Below are 17196 nucleotides of genomic sequence, written 5' to 3'. Positions count from 1 at the left end.
ATTTTACCTCCCTACTCTGTATGCTGCTTATATGCTCCTCGCATTTTTAAAAATACTGCTTTAATTGCCTTATTACCTCGATTAAACCTGATGTTTAAGTTGAGGTCTTATGCACACTATATGCTGCTCACATTTCACTCCTGATTGTGTAATCCATAATCATAGTGATAAAAATCACACTATTTTCTACAATTTTGTTGGTAATTTTATTCCACCTGAATGGAATAATCTGACCTCTAATAATGGTAAGATATTAAGCAAAACTGCAAGGCAGCTACTATCTCTAATAGTCTTCCGCATGCAAATATACTACAATAATAGTATCGATGAACTTCAAGAAACTTATCATTTCTTTGAGGAGTCTCTAGGAGTATGTCAAGAGCGTGTAAGACAATGCTTACTTGAATTAAAAAAGAGCGGCTTCATTGAAGTTTATAAAGCAACTATTGTCAAATATAACATTAAATGCCGTAATACTCCTTGTATTAGGCTTATTAAAAACTTCCAACCTGCTTCTGGCAACATTCCTCACGAAAATGAAAAAAATTTTGCACCAACTCCAAAAAAGTTTGGGATGAAACCCAAAGAAATTTTGCCTCAACCCCAAAAAAGTTTGGATGAGACAATATATATAGATAATAATAAAAATATATCTAATAAATCTAGATCTAGCGAATCTACAATTTTTCAAAATGAAAAAAATATATTTAATCATAATAACCAAACTCAGTTACAACAACAAAAACGTGCAGCAAATTTACAATCTAACCCGGATATTGCATGAGATATAGGAGACAAAATCCTCGTAAAGCTGTATAATACTGGTATTTCATTAGAATAATACAAAGGATTTTGTCATGACAAATTGTATAGCATATAGTTACCAGTTTTCCAAAGTAAAAAATCGGACAATAGAGATAAATTTCACTGGAGGTGATATTAGTAGCGATGGAGGTGTGTTGTTATTAAGAGAAGCAGATAAAAGGCTTGGTATAACAGAGGAGCTTGCTAAAATATTTCCTGATAGACGAGATGGTAGTAAAATTACCCATAATATGGCAACAATGCTGAGGCAACGAATTTATGGTATTGCATTAGGTTATGAAGATTTAAATGACCACAATTATCTACGAAAATGTCCTGCTATGCAAACAGCTATGGAAACAATTGATGATATGGCAAGTAGTTCTACCTTATGTCGTATAGAAAACAATGCTGATAGACACTTTGCAATTAAAGTGCATGAACTAATGCTTGATAAATTTATTAAGTCTCATAAAATAGTACCAAAGCAGCTAATACTTGATTTTGATGCTACGGATGATGAAATTCATGGGCAACAGGAAGGTAAGTTTTATCATGGTTATTACGGTCATAATTGCTTTTTACCTTTGTATGTTTTTTGTGGAAAGCATCTGTTAGTTAGTTATCTTAGGACGTCAAAGCAGGATCAAGCAAAACATTCTTGGGCAATATTATCATTGTTAGTAAAACGTTTTCGCCAAGCTTGGCCAGAGGTAAAGATTATTTTTCGTGGTGATAGTGGATTTTGTCGTCATCAGATGTTTGATTGGTGTGATATTCATAATATAAAATATATTGTAGGAATGCCCCAAAATAACAGACTAAATGAGTTACTGAAACCTACAATGGAGAAGTCAAAAGCAGCATTTATTATAACCCAAGAAAAGCAACGTCTTTTTAGTGAGTTTCCATATAAGGCTGGTAGTTGGAGTCATGAACGTAGAATAATTGGTAAGGCAGAAATGACAATGCTTGGAGAAAATCCAAGGTATATAGTAACTAATTTATCAGATAAACCTGAAGATTTATACGACAAAGTTTACTGTGGTCGTGGTGATATGGAAAACCGTATAAAAGAGCAACAACTAGAATTATTTGCAGATCGTACTTCTTGTCATAGATGGTGGGCTAATCAGCTCAGAATGATTTTATCGGGTCTTGCATACACTTTAGTAGAATATATCAGAGGTAATTTATTACAAGGTAGTGCATTAGCAAAAGCACAAATAGGTACAATACGTTTAAAATTATTAAAAATTGGGGTAGTAATTATCCGTAATACTAGGCGTATTAAGTTTTTGTTATCTTCATCATATCCTTACCGACAGGTATGGAATCATGTGATGAAGAAATTAGCATTAGAATAACCTAGATTAGCACTGTTCCCGGTGCTTAGAAAAAATGGGGTAAGGGGCATTACATCTAAAATTTGAAAATAACGGCTTCAAAGCACTTTTTGGCAAAATTTTTACAAAAGTATCATTGCTAATATTATAAATTACTCAATTTCTTACTTTAAATCTCACTTCATGCAATATCCGGGCTAAGGCAACAAGCTCAACCAATGATCAACAACAAGCTGACAATACCAGTTCATCTAATGCTAATAGCACAACAGGTGCTACACGGATTAATACTGCACTACAAGCAGTTATTAATAAAATCTCTAAAAAACATGATTTTACAGCATCAAATAGCAATAATGCAGCAATTAATGCCGTTAACCCGGATATTGCATGAAGTGAGATTTAAAGTAAGAAATTGAGTAATTTATAATATTAGCAATGATACTTTTGTAAAAATTTTGCCAAAAAGTGCTTTGAAGCCGTTATTTTCAAATTTTAGATGTAATGCCCCTTACCCCATTTTTTCTAAGCACCGGGAACAGTGCTAATCTAGGTTATTCTAATGCTAATTTCTTCATCACATGATTCCATACCTGTCGGTAAGGATATGATGAAGATAACAAAAACTTAATACGCCTAGTATTACGGATAATTACTACCCCAATTTTTAATAATTTTAAACGTATTGTACCTATTTGTGCTTTTGCTAATGCACTACCTTGTAATAAATTACCTCTGATATATTCTACTAAAGTGTATGCAAGACCCGATAAAATCATTCTGAGCTGATTAGCCCACCATCTATGACAAGAAGTACGATCTGCAAATAATTCTAGTTGTTGCTCTTTTATACGGTTTTCCATATCACCACGACCACAGTAAACTTTGTCGTATAAATCTTCAGGTTTATCTGATAAATTAGTTACTATATACCTTGGATTTTCTCCAAGCATTGTCATTTCTGCCTTACCAATTATTCTACGTTCATGACTCCAACTACCAGCCTTATATGGAAACTCACTAAAAAGACGTTGCTTTTCTTGGGTTATAATAAATGCTGCTTTTGACTTCTCCATTGTAGGTTTCAGTAACTCATTTAGTCTGTTATTTTGGGGCATTCCTACAATATATTTTATATTATGAATATCACACCAATCAAACATCTGATGACGACAAAATCCACTATCACCACGAAAAATAATCTTTACCTCTGGCCAAGCTTGGCGAAAACGTTTTACTAACAATGATAATATTGCCCAAGAATGTTTTGCTTGATCCTGCTTTGACGTCCTAAGATAACTAACTAACAGATGCTTTCCACAAAAAACATACAAAGGTAAAAAGCAATTATGACCGTAATAACCATGATAAAACTTACCTTCCTGTTGCCCATGAATTTCATCATCCGTAGCATCAAAATCAAGTATTAGCTGCTTTGGTACTATTTTATGAGACTTAATAAATTTATCAAGCATTAGTTCATGCACTTTAATTGCAAAGTGTCTATCAGCATTGTTTTCTATACGACATAAGGTAGAACTACTTGCCATATCATCAATTGTTTCCATAGCTGTTTGCATAGCAGGACATTTTCGTAGATAATTGTGGTCATTTAAATCTTCATAACCTAATGCAATACCATAAATTCGTTGCCTCAGCATTGTTGCCATATTATGGGTAATTTTACTACCATCTCGTCTATCAGGAAATATTTTAGCAAGCTCCTCTGTTATACCAAGCCTTTTATCTGCTTCTCTTAATAACAACACACCTCCATCGCTACTAATATCACCTCCAGTGAAATTTATCTCTATTGTCCGATTTTTTACTTTGGAAAACTGGTAACTATATGCTATACAATTTGTCATGACAAAATCCTTTGTATTATTCTAATGAAATACCAGTATTATACAGCTTTACGAGGATTTTGTCTCCTATATCTCATGCAATATCCGGGTTAATCATAAAAGCTGGTTCAAAAGAAAAAAATTAACAGATTTCCATCCATTAACCCAAGAAGAGGCTGATTTATTACAGATAAAATCAAATCGAGAATTTAATCTTACTTTTATTAACAAGCTCTTATTGAAATTAGCCGAACAATACCCAGAACACCATTTTGGTCATAAAAAAGTGTTTTTAAATTACATGGCTAAAGCTTTAGCTCATGAACTGAGAGAAACTACTCAAGCTAATTGTGAGAAGTTTCAGTTTAAATCTAGCGACTTAAACAACGCTAAAGAGCAATACCTAGATAAGATAGAAAGTAGCCTTGATACTAGCTTGCAAGCTCAGCTAAAACGTAAAATTGTTGGTAGTTTTGATCCTGATTCAGCTTATGAATTACTAAGCTCCTGCTTATTTATTGGGGTAGTAGGTAATAGCTATCAAATAAAACTGCTTAAAAATATTACGCTTTCAGAAAATGCACAAGATGAAATACTACAGCAAGTACGAATGATTTATGGCAGTAGTATTGGGAAGTTGGAAATCATACCATTTGCTGAGCTTGAAGCGAAGCAGAATAATACTGAAGATGAAACACAAGATTATCTACTGCAGCTAAGTAAACAATTAAATCCTAATTCAGTATGGTACAGGGCACGGAAATTTCTTATTGAACGTTATAACCAATATATTGATTTTGGGGTATTAAGTAAATTAGTAGTGGTAGAGGAAGATATAGTCAATAACAAGGTAATCCTTAAATCAACAACGGCTTTTAATGATTACTATGTTAGAAATCGTCATATGCAAGATCTAGAAGAAGCTTTTAAGACGCAAGATTATTGCTTTGAATTAATCAAGTTTGAATATAACTAAGCTATTGTGGTAATTGATAATTTGTAATAACTACTTCATCAGATATTTTATTGTGCTCAGGCATAGAATATTTAACCTTAATAGTACTAATATTAAAATTTTTGTATAAGTTTCTAATAAAGGGAGTATTACTATTAGAAACCATTATTTTAACATTTTTATCATTGAGTTCTGTAGCAAAATCTTTAAGTCTCGTTTGCTCATTTTCATCAAAGGGTAATCTGGTATAAAATTTCTCACCTGATTTATGATAAGGAGGATCAAAATAAACAAAATCACCTTTTTGTGGTTCAATGAAAGAAAAATCCATAGCACAAATAAATGTGCCAGCTAAAAGCTGACTACACTGTTTTAATCTAAAGGCAAGATCAGATTTACTATAATTCCTACCAGAGAAAGTTTGAGCTGGTTTGCCATCAATATTAATCCGGTAAATGCCTTTAAATGAATATCTATTAAGATAGATAAACCTTGCAGTAATTTTTGCTGGATCATTACTGTCATTATTACTTCTAACCTGATAATAATGCTCTTTAGAGTGTTTTTCTTTATAGGAGTTTAGTAACTTACTAACCTTATCTGGATTCTTCTTAACCGCATTATAGGACGTTACTAGCTCTAGATTAATATCAGATAGGAAGCAATGTTTAAATTTATCTCTAACTTGAAAGAATAAAGCACCACCTCCAAGGAATGGTTCATAGTAATTATTCAGTGTGGACGGAAGAAACTTAATTAATTGATCGGTAATTTTTCTTTTACCTCCGACCCATTGTAAGAATGGTTGTGCCTTGTTTGAGTTATTTACTGACATGAAATTATGATTAAAATATTTATACTATAATTATAGTATAAAATAGGCTTAAATGCCAGCAAAATACTGTATTACAAGGGATTTTCAAGGAATTCTTGATGTTTTCTCTAGCATCATTAATGCTAGTTTTGATTTGTGTTTAATAGACAAAGAGCTGAGCTAACACACAATAGAAATTTAGCGGTGTCTCATTTATGCAGCTGTTTGCCTAATTGTATAAAAATCTGTCAAAAAAGCTCTTAAATCCTCTGTACTTCGCAGAATTGTGGTGATATCTGTCCTTACCATGAGCTGCATGGTGCAGTTCTGGTTCAGAGGTTAAATTCAAGACTTCAACATTCTAACACTTTAACCTCTGAGCTGTTTTCTTAACTTTAACAGCAAGGAGATGCTATGATAATTAATAACACAAATCAACAACAAGATCACAATAAAGTTAAAAATATGGTGCAGCAAGCTTGGATATTGCAATTATCTCCTATATCTGTCACATTAATGCCATCTGACCCAGAATATAGTTTTACAGATAAGCATCAAGAATTAGAGCAAGAATTACAAAAGGCAAAGCATGAACTAAAAGAATCTAATATATTTAAGATAGATTTAATTAAAAATATTAGTAATAAATTAGATATATCGTGTAATGAAATGCTCTTACAGCTGCTGACACTTTATGGAGCAGAAACAGATCCTAATAAGAAGAACTCCTTATCTAATATTGTTATAGATTGTGCTAAGGGACTATTAGATTATTCTCATAATCTGGTTAATTTGCTACATAAAGATGCTAAACTAGTTCCCATAAATCTACAAGCTTTTGATCTAGAGCAATTAGTAAATGAAACTGTTGATAAACTTAACCAAGAAGCTAAAGATAAAGGTTTAGATCTTTTTTGTAATTTTCAGTACGATATAGCCAAGATTATTATTGGGGATAGTTATTGGATAGGAGCAATATTAGAACAATTAGTATCTAATTCAGTTAAATTTACTGAAGCAGGCAAAGTTATTGTGACAATCAATCTATTTCCTACTACTATAGACGAAGATAATAAGGATATGATACTACAACTTATCATCCATGATACAGGTATTGGCATGTCTGAAGAAATACAGCAATATATTAGAGGTAAGAATATTGAATTTGATTCTGCAACTGGGTATAAAGGATTAAAATTAGGACTTACCTTTGTTAAAAGACTTATCCATGAAATGCGTGGAGATATTAACGTCGAAAGCGAAGAAGGTAAGAGTACAACTGTTACATGTAATATACCAGTAAAATTGCCTATATATCATCAATAATTACTAAATAACTTAAAGTCTTGTAAATTTTATTTTACAAGACTTCACTTAACTATCTATAAAACTATAGTCCTAGTAACCATGCTGTAGTAAAAATATCTTGACTATTATTAGTTTAGTTAACTAAACTTAAGATAGGATAGTAAAGAATGACAAAATATGGTTAAAAATCAAGTTAATTGTAAATATGAGGAGTCTTTAAATTGTTGTTATAGTAAAAGATTATTAAAAAAACTTTTACTACTAAACAAATATACAACAAATACGATAGATTTTGATCAAGTCACTAAGGCTATTTACTATGCCAAAAAATATCATGGTGGGCAAAAACGCAAAACTGGAGAATTATTTTACACTCATACTTTAGAAGTGGCATATATGATTTCTGATTACTCATTTAAAACTGATCTTATTGTTACTGCCATATTACATGATGCGATTGAGGATACAGAGTTGACTCAAGAAATGATAGCAGAAGCATTTAGTGATAAGATAGCAAGTTATGTTGAAGATTTAACCAGAATCAAGAAAGATTATAAGATTAGTGCCGTAGAAATGGTTAAGATGTTATATATACAAAAGAAGGATGATTTATTACTAATTAAGCTGTTTGATAGATTACATAATATACAAACGGTTAGAGCTAAGTCTCTTGACAAGATCTGGCAAACCACCTCTGAAACTCTGCAAATATTTTTAGCATTAGCTGCTTACTTAAAAATACCTGAGATTGCGGGGCAATTAGAAAAACACTGCCTACGAGTAGTCTTTAATTATGAAATCTTACAGGATCAAATGTTGGTAAATAATTAAAATAGTGAAGATCATAAGATAACTCAGTCAATAAATTTATTACAATAGAACCATTAAATGGTTAGAGCATTTCAATAATGAAAGACCTCATTCCGGTAAATATTGTTATGGAAAAACTCCTATGCAAACTTTTAAGGATAGTAAGAAGTTAGCTGTTGAAAAGAATAATGAAATCTTGTACCTTGAATATTTATCTGAACAAACAAGTCATATTAATGTTAAAAGTGTATTTATGTTGTCTATATCATTAAATAGCAAGTTTTATAAAATTATAAATAAGGAAACAGCAGAAATCTTAATTAAAGAATTAAAAGATACTCACATTTCCTCTCTAATCCTTAGTCATTATAGAATAACAAAAGAAGGAGGTGAAGCACTAGTACAAGGGTTAAAAGACACTCAAATTACACATCTGAAATTTTCTAAAAATAGTATAGATAATAATGGGATACAAGCATTTGCTGAAGGTTTAAAGGATACAAAAATTACACATCTTAATATGAATTTTGGCTTTGATAATATAGGGGATGCAGTAATTACACTAGTTGAAAAATTAAAAAATACTAAGATTACACATCTTAGTTTGCATGCTTATAAAATGAAAAAAGAAATTATGCCTTTTTTAGCACAAATTTTAAAAGATACTCAAATTACTCACTTAGATTTGTCCAATAACCATATAGGAGATTCAGGCACAGTTGCGTTAGCTTCTGGTCTTAAGGGTAGTAAGATTATAAGCCTTAATTTAACATCTAATGATATAGAACAAAAAGGAGTGCAGAGTTTAGCAAATTCTTTAAAGGATACAGAAATTACAATTCTGAATCTGTGTGCTAATAAAATAGGACAAACAGGAGCAATAACCTTAGCTAATTCTTTGAAAAATAGTCAAATTACAAATCTTGAGCTTGGTGGTAACCGCATAGGAGATCACGGAATACATATTTTGGCTCAAAATTTAAAAGGTACACAACTTACCTATTTAGGTCTTCATTATAATGATATAGGAAATGATGGGGTACAAGCATTAATTCATGGTATACAGGATACTAAAATTATAAATCTTAAGCTTAGTTCCAATCACATATGGTATGAAGAATCTGAAACCTTAGCTAGAAGTTTAAAACATACTCATATTACACATCTTAGTCTTGCAGGCTCTATTGGTAGAGGAGTATTAAAAGTTATATCTGAAAACCTAGTAGGTACTCAAATTATAAACCTTGATCTTAGTTGTAATAGAAGTATTACAAGCAAAGATATGAAATTTTTGGCTAAAGACTTGAAGAATACAAAAATTACAGAACTTAATTTTTATAACAATAGGATGGGAGAAGAAGGAGCAATAGCTTTGTCCGAAGGATTAAAAGATACTCAAATTACAAACCTTGATCTTAGTTATAATAGAATAGGGATAGAAGGAACTAAGGCTTTAGCAAATGTTTTGGATAGAACTAATATTATGTCTCTTAATCTTCGCAAGAGTAGAATGGAGGATGACGGTGCTAAAGCATTAGCTGTAGTATTACCAAATACCAAAATTAAATATCTTAACTTGTACAAAAGTTTAATAGGAGACGAAGGAATAAGAGCTTTGGCGGAATCTTTAGAAAATACTCAGATTACTAATCTTAATCTAGGTTTAAACAGTATAGATCAAGCAGGAGCAATGGCTTTAGCTAAAGGATTGAAAAATACACAAATTACTCACCTTCACCTCTATGCTACCTTCAGAAGTTATAAAAAAGACCAAAGAATACAAATCTTTGTTCAAGGTTTAAAAGGTAGCAAAGTTATAGACCTTGATCTTAGTTCTAATGATGTAGACGATATAGAAGTGCATACTCTGGGTGAATCTCTTAAAGATAGTAAAATTATAGATCTTAATCTAGGTGGTAATAGTATAAAAGACAAAGGAGCAGAAATTTTAGCTAACTGCTTAAAAGATACTCAGATTGCATATCTTAATCTTAGTTATAATAATATAGGTAGCGAAGGAATACGAACACTAGCTGCATGTCTGAAAGACACTCAAATCATACATCTTGTTTTGAATGAAAAAAGTATAGGAAAAGATGGAGCACAAGCTTTAGCTACAGGTCTCAAAAACACGCAAGTGATAAACCTTATTCTCACTTCCCAGCATTTAGGAAAAGATGGCATGAATTCTATGATTAAAGATTTTCAAGATTCGCATATAGCATGTCTTGATATTAATTTTGAATATATAGGATTAAATACTTACTGGGAGCTAAGGAATGTTTTATATCAAAATTGGATAAATGCAAAACATTTAATTCATATATTTAAAAATGTGGTGTTTGAAGATAATAACAATTTATTAGCATTTTCTACTATAATAAATGATCTAAGTTTAGAACAATATACAGATCAATGCATCTTCTTTATAAACTCTATAAACTGTACTCCTGGTATGGTTTCTCATATTATTAACGATAATAGTATAACATATACACGAGAACAAATAGTAAAATTTATAAAAAGTATTTCAGATGAATTTGCTATATTTAATACTAAATTAGAGGCAGATATAAATACTAAAATAAATATTCTAAAAAAATGTGAAGATATGGAATTAAGTAGTACTGTCGAAAGTTTGTTATATCATAGACCGATTTATTTGATTGATGAAAAACAATGTATATTACATCCATATATGTACAAGATGCTAAATAAATATAACATGCCTTTATATAATGAGCAAATTGAGCCTGATATAAAAGAAAAAATAATATCCTATTATGCTAATCATCCAGAAGTTGATGATGCTCAAGACATCATTGATTTATTAGGGCAAGTAGAAATTACCTAAACAAAAACCTAGATTTAGTATTATGAATACGTATTTCTTAATAGTGATGAGTTATAAGAAAAGATTATTACAATTTAAAGGTAATAATAGAACCAAAAGTTATTATATAATAATACTATTACTTTTTATATTTGATAATATTATTGCACATGCTAATTCAACAGTGATATCTTCATGTGATAAAATACCTTTAGGTTATAACGATAGGATCTTTCAAATTAAGGTTAACTATCCAACTAAAATTCATAATACAGAAAAACCATGGCAACACATATCATTTAAAGAGGAGCCATCAAAATATGGCTATACAGTGTTAAAATATATATATAATGGCAATATTAACTGTGATTTTGATTTGCACTGTAATAAGATTGCTAATTGGTATCATGCACCATGGATGCATTATGGGGTTACTGGTAGAGAATTTGTGCACGGTTTAACCAGAGAGAGATCATTTAAACCCGGTGAGTTACATAGTAAGCAAAAGTCTATAATACAAAATTGGGCAATCTCTATTATTAATGAACAAGGAGCTTACACATATGGACAGGTATGGCGAGATATCAACAAACCCGATATTACCAAAGGTATATTCCTAGATGGTACAGTTAGTGCAAAATTAGTATTTACAGAGGCCACACCAGAAGATATCCCAACTCTTAAAAACAGTATTACCTGGACTGGTTATATTAATCAGAATAACAAAGGTACGCCAAAAGTATTTAAACAACTGAGATTATTTCAAATTGACTTTTTAGTTAAAGATAGGCGTTCAAAGGAAACAGGATGGGTTGCAGGTACATTTATTTATGATAATACTATGAATAATGAAAACCCATGGTTTAATATGAAATTAGTAGGTATTACGTGGGGTAATGATCCTAATTATTTTACATCAAGTTACGAGAATAGAAAAAAACTATCAGAGTGTTGGATCAATCCTAATGTATCTACAAACTCTTTAGGATATTTAGGTAGACTTAATGGCCCCATAGATAATAAAAACTCTTCATGCCTATCATGCCATAGTACAGCACAATATCCTGAAAAATCTCCATCAGTACCACCAGCAAATGCAACAGAAGCAGAAATAAAATATTGGTTTAGAAATCTAAACGAACAATCATTTAATAATGGAACGTTTAATTTTGATTATTCTAAGCAAATAAGTCATAGTGTTAAAAACTATTATAGTGCTCAAAAAGAAAACGATCCTATTGGATGTAATACTTTTAATCAACTACTACCGGCTGAGGGCCGGTAGGTTGGTTAAGTTATGAGATTCATGTAAGATATAATGGACTAATGGTATGGACCTCCTGATATACAGAATGAAAAGCAGTTGCTAATCTTCTAGAGTTAATATTAAATATATTAAAACAACTAATTCAGGAGGTCCATATGGAAGTTACCACAATTGGTATAGATATTGCAAAAAGAATTTTTCAAATTCATGGTGTAGATAAAAATGGTAATACGGTATTAAAGAAAAAATTGATGAGAGAACAGATTTTAACATTTATGGCTAATTTGCCAAGATAATGGTATGGACCTACCCTATATACAGAATGAGAAGCAGGAGCTAATCTTCTAGGATAGGAAATGAATCCTAAACAACAATAAGGAGGTCCATATGGAAGTTACCACAATTGGTATAGATATTGCAAAAAGAATTTTTCAAATTCACGGTGTAGATAAAAATGGTAATACAATATTAAAGAAAAAATTAATGAGAGAGCAGATTATAACTTTTATGGCTAATTTACCAAGATGTCTAGTAGGCATGGAAGCTTGCGGTGGAGCTAGCTATTGGGCAAGAGAATTAACAAAATTAGGTCATAATGTAAAACTAATGGCTCCACAATTTGTTAAGCCTTATGTTAAAACTAATAAAAATGATCAAGCTGATGCAGAAGCAATATGTGAGGCAGTAGCAAGACCTAATATGAGGTTTGTGCCTATCAAAACTGTAGAGCAACAAGATATTTTATTTATTCATAGGGTAAGACAGCGATTGGTAAAAAATCGTACAGCTCTTGCTAATGAGATCAGGGGATTATTACATGAATTTGGTTTTGTTATTCCGCAAGGAATTAATAAGATTATGACAAAATTAACCGAAATTTTAGATGAAGGGGATTTAAGTCAGCTAAGCTATCGAACGTTTAGTGAGTTAAAAGAAGAATTTCTAGAGAATAATAAAAAAATAAAAGAATTAGAACAAAGATTAAAAATTATAGCTAGCCAGTATAGTAATCACCAACAACTAATGACGATACCAGGTATAGGTTTAATAACTGCTACAGCCTTAATAGCGTCAATAGGTAATGCTAGTTGTTTTAAAAATGGCAGGCAATTATCAGCATGGCTAGGATTAGTGCCAAGGCAACATTCTAGTGGTGGCAAAGATAAGTTGCTTGGTACTAGTAAAAGAGGTGATATCTATTTACGCACTTTGTTGATTCAAGGAGCAAGAGCAGTACTGAATAGTAAGATAAGATTTACCACGGAAGAGCAAAAATCTAAAAAAGATTATAGCAAGTTTACCGAGTGGATGTTTAATTTATCTGAACGAAGTGGGCATAATAAAACAACTGTTGCAGTAGCTAATAAACTAGCAAGAGTGGTGTTTGCAGTACTCAGTTCAGGTAATGATTATACCGAGAGTAAAGTTTGTAGCTAAAGAATTGGTATAAATAGTTGACGAGATAATATTATAGGTAAGTAGAAATTTAATAGATTTTAATCCGGAATATGCGAAAGAATGATAATATTGATGGTAAATAAGACGAACCTTAGCTTACAAAAAAACTGAACCAGACAATGACTCTTTAGAAGTCGACAAAATGATGTGGCTATAGTATTCCGGACAGTTAGTATGAGACAATATTAACAGAAAGGAAATACAGTATGACAAAAACAAAAATGTATTCTAGTGAATTTAAAGAATCAGCAGTTAAATTGGCAACTGAATCGAAGCGACCTGTTATTCAGACTGCAAAAGAATTAGGTATCAGTAAGAATACTTTATATAGTTGGATAGATAAATATTCTAAACAATTTGAAGAATCAATAACAAGAACAGATGAACATCTGTATGATGAATTAAAAAGATTAAAGAAAGAGCTGGTGATAGTAACACAGGAGCGTGATATACTAAAAAAGGCTGCAGCGTACTTTGCAAAAGAGTCCCTGTAAGGTATGCATGGATAAAGAAGCATCAAGATGATTTCTCAATTGCAATTATGTGCAAATGTATGAAGGTATCACGTAGCGGTTATTATGAGTGGTTAAATAACCCTGGATGCAATAGGGATAAAGAAAATAGAGAATTAACCTGTAAGGTTAGAGCTATTTTTCAGGAAGGTAGACGAAATTATGGATCTAGACCCATTAAAAAGGCTTTGTTGAGGCAAGGCATAATTGTTAGTCGTAGGAGAATTACAAGACTAATGAATGAAGCTGGCTTAGTATGTAAAACTAAGTATAAATTTAAAGCAACTACTGATTCTAAGCATAATAAGCAAGTTGCTCCTAATTTATTGGATAGACAGTTTAAAGTTTCTAATGTTAATTGTTATTGGGTTGGTGATATCACCTATATCCCAACTGGAGAAGGATGGTTATATTTAGCAACAGTTATTGATCTATTTTCTAGAAAAGTAATAGGCTGGTCAATGAATAGTAATATGAAAGCTGATTTAGTTAATAATGCTTTGCTAATGGCAATATGGCAACGTAAACCACCTAAAAAGCTTATTTGGCATACTGATAGAGGTAGCCAATATTGTTCTGATAGTCATTTAAAACTTATAAAACAACATGGTATTATACAGAGTATGAGTCGTAAAGGAAATTGCTAGGATAATGCTGTTGCTGAAAGCTTTTTTCATACTATAAAAACAGAATTAATTTATCAACATAAATTTAAAACTAGGGAGGAAGCAAAACATGCTATATTTGAATATATAGAGGTATTTTATAATCGTATAAGAATGCATTCTGCTAACGATTATCTATCACCAGTACAATACGAAAAAATACAAAAATGTGTGTAAAAAACTGTCCGGAAAACTGTTGACAGATCAAAATGATAAGTAATATAGTTTGTAAGCCAGCGAATTCCATCAGGGCTATAGGGTAAATTTAAAGTGATTTATTAACTATAAGCCGGATACATGACTGCATTCGATTTTTTTGCTGTTATATATTATTTTTTTCTTGCATTATCGGGTAGGTCCATACATGGTCAAGTGGTGATTTAACAACAGCTTGCATACATCTATCCAAAATAATAGGTAAACCTAAAGGTCTAAGTTTGCCTTTTCGTTTGGGAATATACACACGCTTGATCGGTTTAACAGATGATAGATTATTATTTGCTAACTTCTCCATTAACAAATTTCTTTCTTTATCTGTATTAATGTTAGCAACGGAAGTAAAATGATACAGAGCAACGGCTAAAAATTGATACAGTATTAAAGTAGAATCCTCTGGATAAGGAGGTAATGAACAATGATAATACTGGAGCAAATAATGGAAATAAAAATATTGAATAAACATGGTAAAAGCCTAAGAACAATAGCCGGAGAAGTAGGTGTATCAGTAAATACAGTACGTAAATATTTAAAATATGATGGTAACCCTAAATATAAGGATAGGCCAAAGTTGGTAACAAAGCTTGCCCCATATAAAGACTACTTGAGTGACAGAATAAAATCAGCCCACCCTGTGCCTCTACCTGGTACTGTACTGTTTCAAGAGATAAAGGAGTTGGGTTATCCAGGAGGTATAACCCAACTAAGAGATTATTTAAGAAGTATAAAGCCGGTAGCTAAACAGGAGAATATGATAAGATTTGAGACTGCTTCTGGCAAACAGATGCAAGTTGACTGGATAGAATTTCGTAAGGGGAAAAATCCTCTATCAGCTTTTGTGGCTACATTAGGATTTAGCCGGGCAAGCTATGTAGAATTTGTTACCAATGAAAAGCTGGTAACATTAATAGAATGTCATAAGCGGGCATTTGATTATTTTGGCGGAGTACCGGAAGAAGTACTTTATGACAATATGAAGACAGTAATACTGGATAGGGATACATATGGTCCTGGGATACACCGTTTTAATAAAGGCATGCTGGATTTTGCAAAACATTATAGTTTTCGATTAAAAGTGTGTAGACCTTATCGAGCACAGACTAAGGGCAAAGTTGAACGATTTAACAGATATATAAGAGAAAGCTTTTATAATCCATTAGTAACAAAATTAAAAACTGCAGAGTTAGTGTTAGATGTGGATACTGCAAATTCGGAGGTACTAAAATGGTTACGTAATACTGCAAATCTGCGTGTACATGGCACAACAGGTGCAATACCTGCAGAAAGATTAAAACTTGAAAGGAATCATCTTCAACCACTACCATTGGATTATAGCGGTAGTCATCCTACAGCACTAGAGATTATGAGAGATAAAGGGGAACGATTTTCTACAGTTTCCTTACAACATTCCCTCTGCATATACCAAAGTATACTGGAGGCATTATGAACCTGCAGCACCAACGTATAGAAGAGCTGTGCCGCTCTTTAAACCTTATGCAGATAGCTGAAAATTATCTTGATATTGCATAATCCTCTAGTAAAGAAGACTCAAGTTATACGGATTTCCTGGAGTCAATATTAAAAACAGAGCTATTGGCACGGCAGCACAGGAGTAAATCAATACTCACCAAAATGGCAGGCTTTCCTGCTATCAAAACGCTGGATGATTTTGATTATGATTTTGCTACAGGAATAAAACGCAAGGTTTTGGAAGGTTTAAGGTCTCTGTCTTTTGTAGAAAGACAAGAAAATATTATTCTGCTTGGTCCTTCTGGAGTAGGAAAAACCCATATAGCTATGGCCCTTGGTTATGCAGCAACACAATGCGGAATCAAAACTAAATTTACAACAGCTGCAGATTTGATGCTTGTACTTAATGCTGGGCTAAACCAGGGAAACCTGGACTCCATATTCAAAAGAGTAATACTACCATATAAATTACTTATAATAGATGAGTTTGGGTATCTGCCGTTAAAACCGGAACAAGCTAATCTGTTATTTCAAGTTATAGCAAAGCGTTACGAAAAGGGTAGCATAATTCTTACAAGTAATCTGCCATTTGGACAATGGCATAATAGTCTTGCTCAGGATAGTGCTCTTACAGCTGCTATCTTAGATCGTCTGCTTCATCACTCCACTATACTCAATATTAAAGGTGATAGTTTCAGGCTTAAGAATAAAAAGAAAGCTGGTCTTGTGCCAATAGAAATTATTAATAAACAGGAGGATAATTTTATGACTTAAATATCAGATAATTTTTTTATGATACTGTATCATTTTTCGACCGCTGTTGACACTAAGTTTAGTTTCATAAACCTGTAACTTAAATTAGCTAATTAAACAATATATAATTCAATAACA

The 17196-nt window shown here is 31.9% G+C and carries 11 protein-coding genes and 5 pseudogenes; 13 read left to right on the top strand and 3 right to left on the bottom strand.

The window, feature by feature from the left end:
- Window positions 1-109: 109 nt before the first annotated feature.
- Window positions 110-763, top strand: a pseudogene (locus AAGD48_RS08120) (hypothetical protein); the annotation flags it as partial.
- A gap of 94 nt (window positions 764-857) precedes the next feature.
- A complete protein-coding gene (locus tag AAGD48_RS08115) occupies window positions 858-2171 on the top strand; it encodes an IS1380 family transposase (protein WP_341789277.1) in 1314 nt (437 codons plus the stop codon).
- A gap of 533 nt (window positions 2172-2704) precedes the next feature.
- Here AAGD48_RS08115 and AAGD48_RS08110 read toward each other — a convergent pair.
- Window positions 2705-4018: an IS1380 family transposase gene (locus tag AAGD48_RS08110; protein ID WP_341789277.1), complete on the bottom strand. Its 1314-nt coding sequence runs from the start codon at window positions 4016-4018 to the stop codon at window positions 2705-2707.
- A gap of 88 nt (window positions 4019-4106) precedes the next feature.
- Here AAGD48_RS08110 and AAGD48_RS08105 point away from each other — a divergent pair.
- A pseudogene (locus AAGD48_RS08105) lies at window positions 4107-4973 on the top strand (hypothetical protein); the annotation flags it as partial.
- 1 nt (window position 4974) lies between these two features.
- Here the strand turns inward: AAGD48_RS08105 and AAGD48_RS08100 are convergent.
- The gene (locus AAGD48_RS08100) at window positions 4975-5787 is read right to left on the bottom strand and encodes a Dam family site-specific DNA-(adenine-N6)-methyltransferase (protein ID WP_341789683.1); all 813 of its coding nucleotides are present in this window, start codon (window positions 5785-5787) and stop codon (window positions 4975-4977) included.
- A 393-nt stretch (window positions 5788-6180) separates the two neighbouring features.
- Here AAGD48_RS08100 and AAGD48_RS08095 point away from each other — a divergent pair, with 393 nt between their 5' ends.
- From AAGD48_RS08095 to AAGD48_RS08060, 8 genes and pseudogenes are all read left to right on the top strand, one after another.
- Window positions 6181-7092, top strand: coding sequence for a HAMP domain-containing sensor histidine kinase (locus tag AAGD48_RS08095; RefSeq protein ID WP_341789682.1), 912 nt, complete (start codon window positions 6181-6183; stop codon window positions 7090-7092).
- Between the two features lie 159 nt (window positions 7093-7251).
- Window positions 7252-7905 carry an HD domain-containing protein gene (locus AAGD48_RS08090; RefSeq protein WP_341789681.1) on the top strand — a complete coding sequence of 218 codons (654 nt, stop codon included), beginning with the start codon at window positions 7252-7254 and terminating at the stop codon, window positions 7903-7905.
- A 58-nt stretch (window positions 7906-7963) separates the two neighbouring features.
- Window positions 7964-8089, top strand: a pseudogene (locus AAGD48_RS08085) (IS481 family transposase); the annotation flags it as partial.
- A 48-nt stretch (window positions 8090-8137) separates the two neighbouring features.
- Window positions 8138-10738, top strand: coding sequence for a hypothetical protein (locus AAGD48_RS08080; RefSeq protein WP_341790774.1), 2601 nt, complete (start codon window positions 8138-8140; stop codon window positions 10736-10738).
- Between the two features lie 43 nt (window positions 10739-10781).
- The gene (locus AAGD48_RS08075) at window positions 10782-12002 is read left to right on the top strand and encodes a hypothetical protein (protein WP_341789680.1); all 1221 of its coding nucleotides are present in this window, start codon (window positions 10782-10784) and stop codon (window positions 12000-12002) included.
- A 137-nt stretch (window positions 12003-12139) separates the two neighbouring features.
- Window positions 12140-12280, top strand: a complete 141-nt coding sequence (locus AAGD48_RS08070) for a hypothetical protein (protein ID WP_410526013.1) — start codon at window positions 12140-12142, stop codon at window positions 12278-12280.
- A 91-nt stretch (window positions 12281-12371) separates the two neighbouring features.
- Window positions 12372-13421, top strand: coding sequence for an IS110 family transposase (locus AAGD48_RS08065; protein WP_341789679.1), 1050 nt, complete (start codon window positions 12372-12374; stop codon window positions 13419-13421).
- Between the two features lie 227 nt (window positions 13422-13648).
- Window positions 13649-14796 (top strand): annotated as a pseudogene (locus AAGD48_RS08060) (IS3 family transposase).
- Between the two features lie 145 nt (window positions 14797-14941).
- On the opposite strand, the gene AAGD48_RS08055 reads toward AAGD48_RS08060, so the two are convergent.
- Window positions 14942-15271 (bottom strand): hypothetical protein, encoded by a 330-nt coding sequence (locus AAGD48_RS08055; protein ID WP_341789678.1) that lies wholly within the window; start codon window positions 15269-15271, stop codon window positions 14942-14944.
- Between the two features lie 3 nt (window positions 15272-15274).
- On the opposite strand from AAGD48_RS08055, the gene istA reads away from it, so the two are divergent.
- Together istA and istB are read left to right on the top strand one after the other, a co-directional pair.
- Complete coding sequence (gene istA, locus AAGD48_RS08050) at window positions 15275-16282, top strand: IS21 family transposase (protein ID WP_341789677.1); 1008 nt, start codon at window positions 15275-15277, stop codon at window positions 16280-16282.
- Window positions 16279-17079: pseudogene (gene istB / locus AAGD48_RS08045) on the top strand (IS21-like element helper ATPase IstB). The gene istA and the pseudogene istB overlap by 4 nt, the downstream one beginning before the upstream one ends.
- The last annotated feature ends 117 nt before the right edge of the window (window positions 17080-17196 follow it).

The organism is Rickettsia endosymbiont of Polydrusus tereticollis (genome assembly GCF_964026385.1).
Classification (GTDB): domain Bacteria; phylum Pseudomonadota; class Alphaproteobacteria; order Rickettsiales; family Rickettsiaceae; genus Rickettsia.
The sequence above is the reverse complement of the archived record's forward strand: the minus strand, read 5'-3'. Positions and strand labels throughout refer to the sequence as shown.

Coding starts and splice junctions, on each gene's coding strand:
- AAGD48_RS08070 (WP_410526013.1), top strand. CDS start 12,140: ATGGAAGTTACCACAATTGGTATAGATATTGCAAAAAGAATTTTTCAA.
- istA (WP_341789677.1), top strand. CDS start 15,275: ATGGAAATAAAAATATTGAATAAACATGGTAAAAGCCTAAGAACAATA.
- AAGD48_RS08110 (WP_341789277.1), bottom strand. CDS start 4,018: ATGACAAATTGTATAGCATATAGTTACCAGTTTTCCAAAGTAAAAAAT.
- AAGD48_RS08115 (WP_341789277.1), top strand. CDS start 858: ATGACAAATTGTATAGCATATAGTTACCAGTTTTCCAAAGTAAAAAAT.
- AAGD48_RS08080 (WP_341790774.1), top strand. CDS start 8,138: ATGTTGTCTATATCATTAAATAGCAAGTTTTATAAAATTATAAATAAG.
- AAGD48_RS08065 (WP_341789679.1), top strand. CDS start 12,372: ATGGAAGTTACCACAATTGGTATAGATATTGCAAAAAGAATTTTTCAA.
- AAGD48_RS08090 (WP_341789681.1), top strand. CDS start 7,252: ATGGTTAAAAATCAAGTTAATTGTAAATATGAGGAGTCTTTAAATTGT.
- AAGD48_RS08100 (WP_341789683.1), bottom strand. CDS start 5,787: ATGTCAGTAAATAACTCAAACAAGGCACAACCATTCTTACAATGGGTC.
- AAGD48_RS08095 (WP_341789682.1), top strand. CDS start 6,181: ATGATAATTAATAACACAAATCAACAACAAGATCACAATAAAGTTAAA.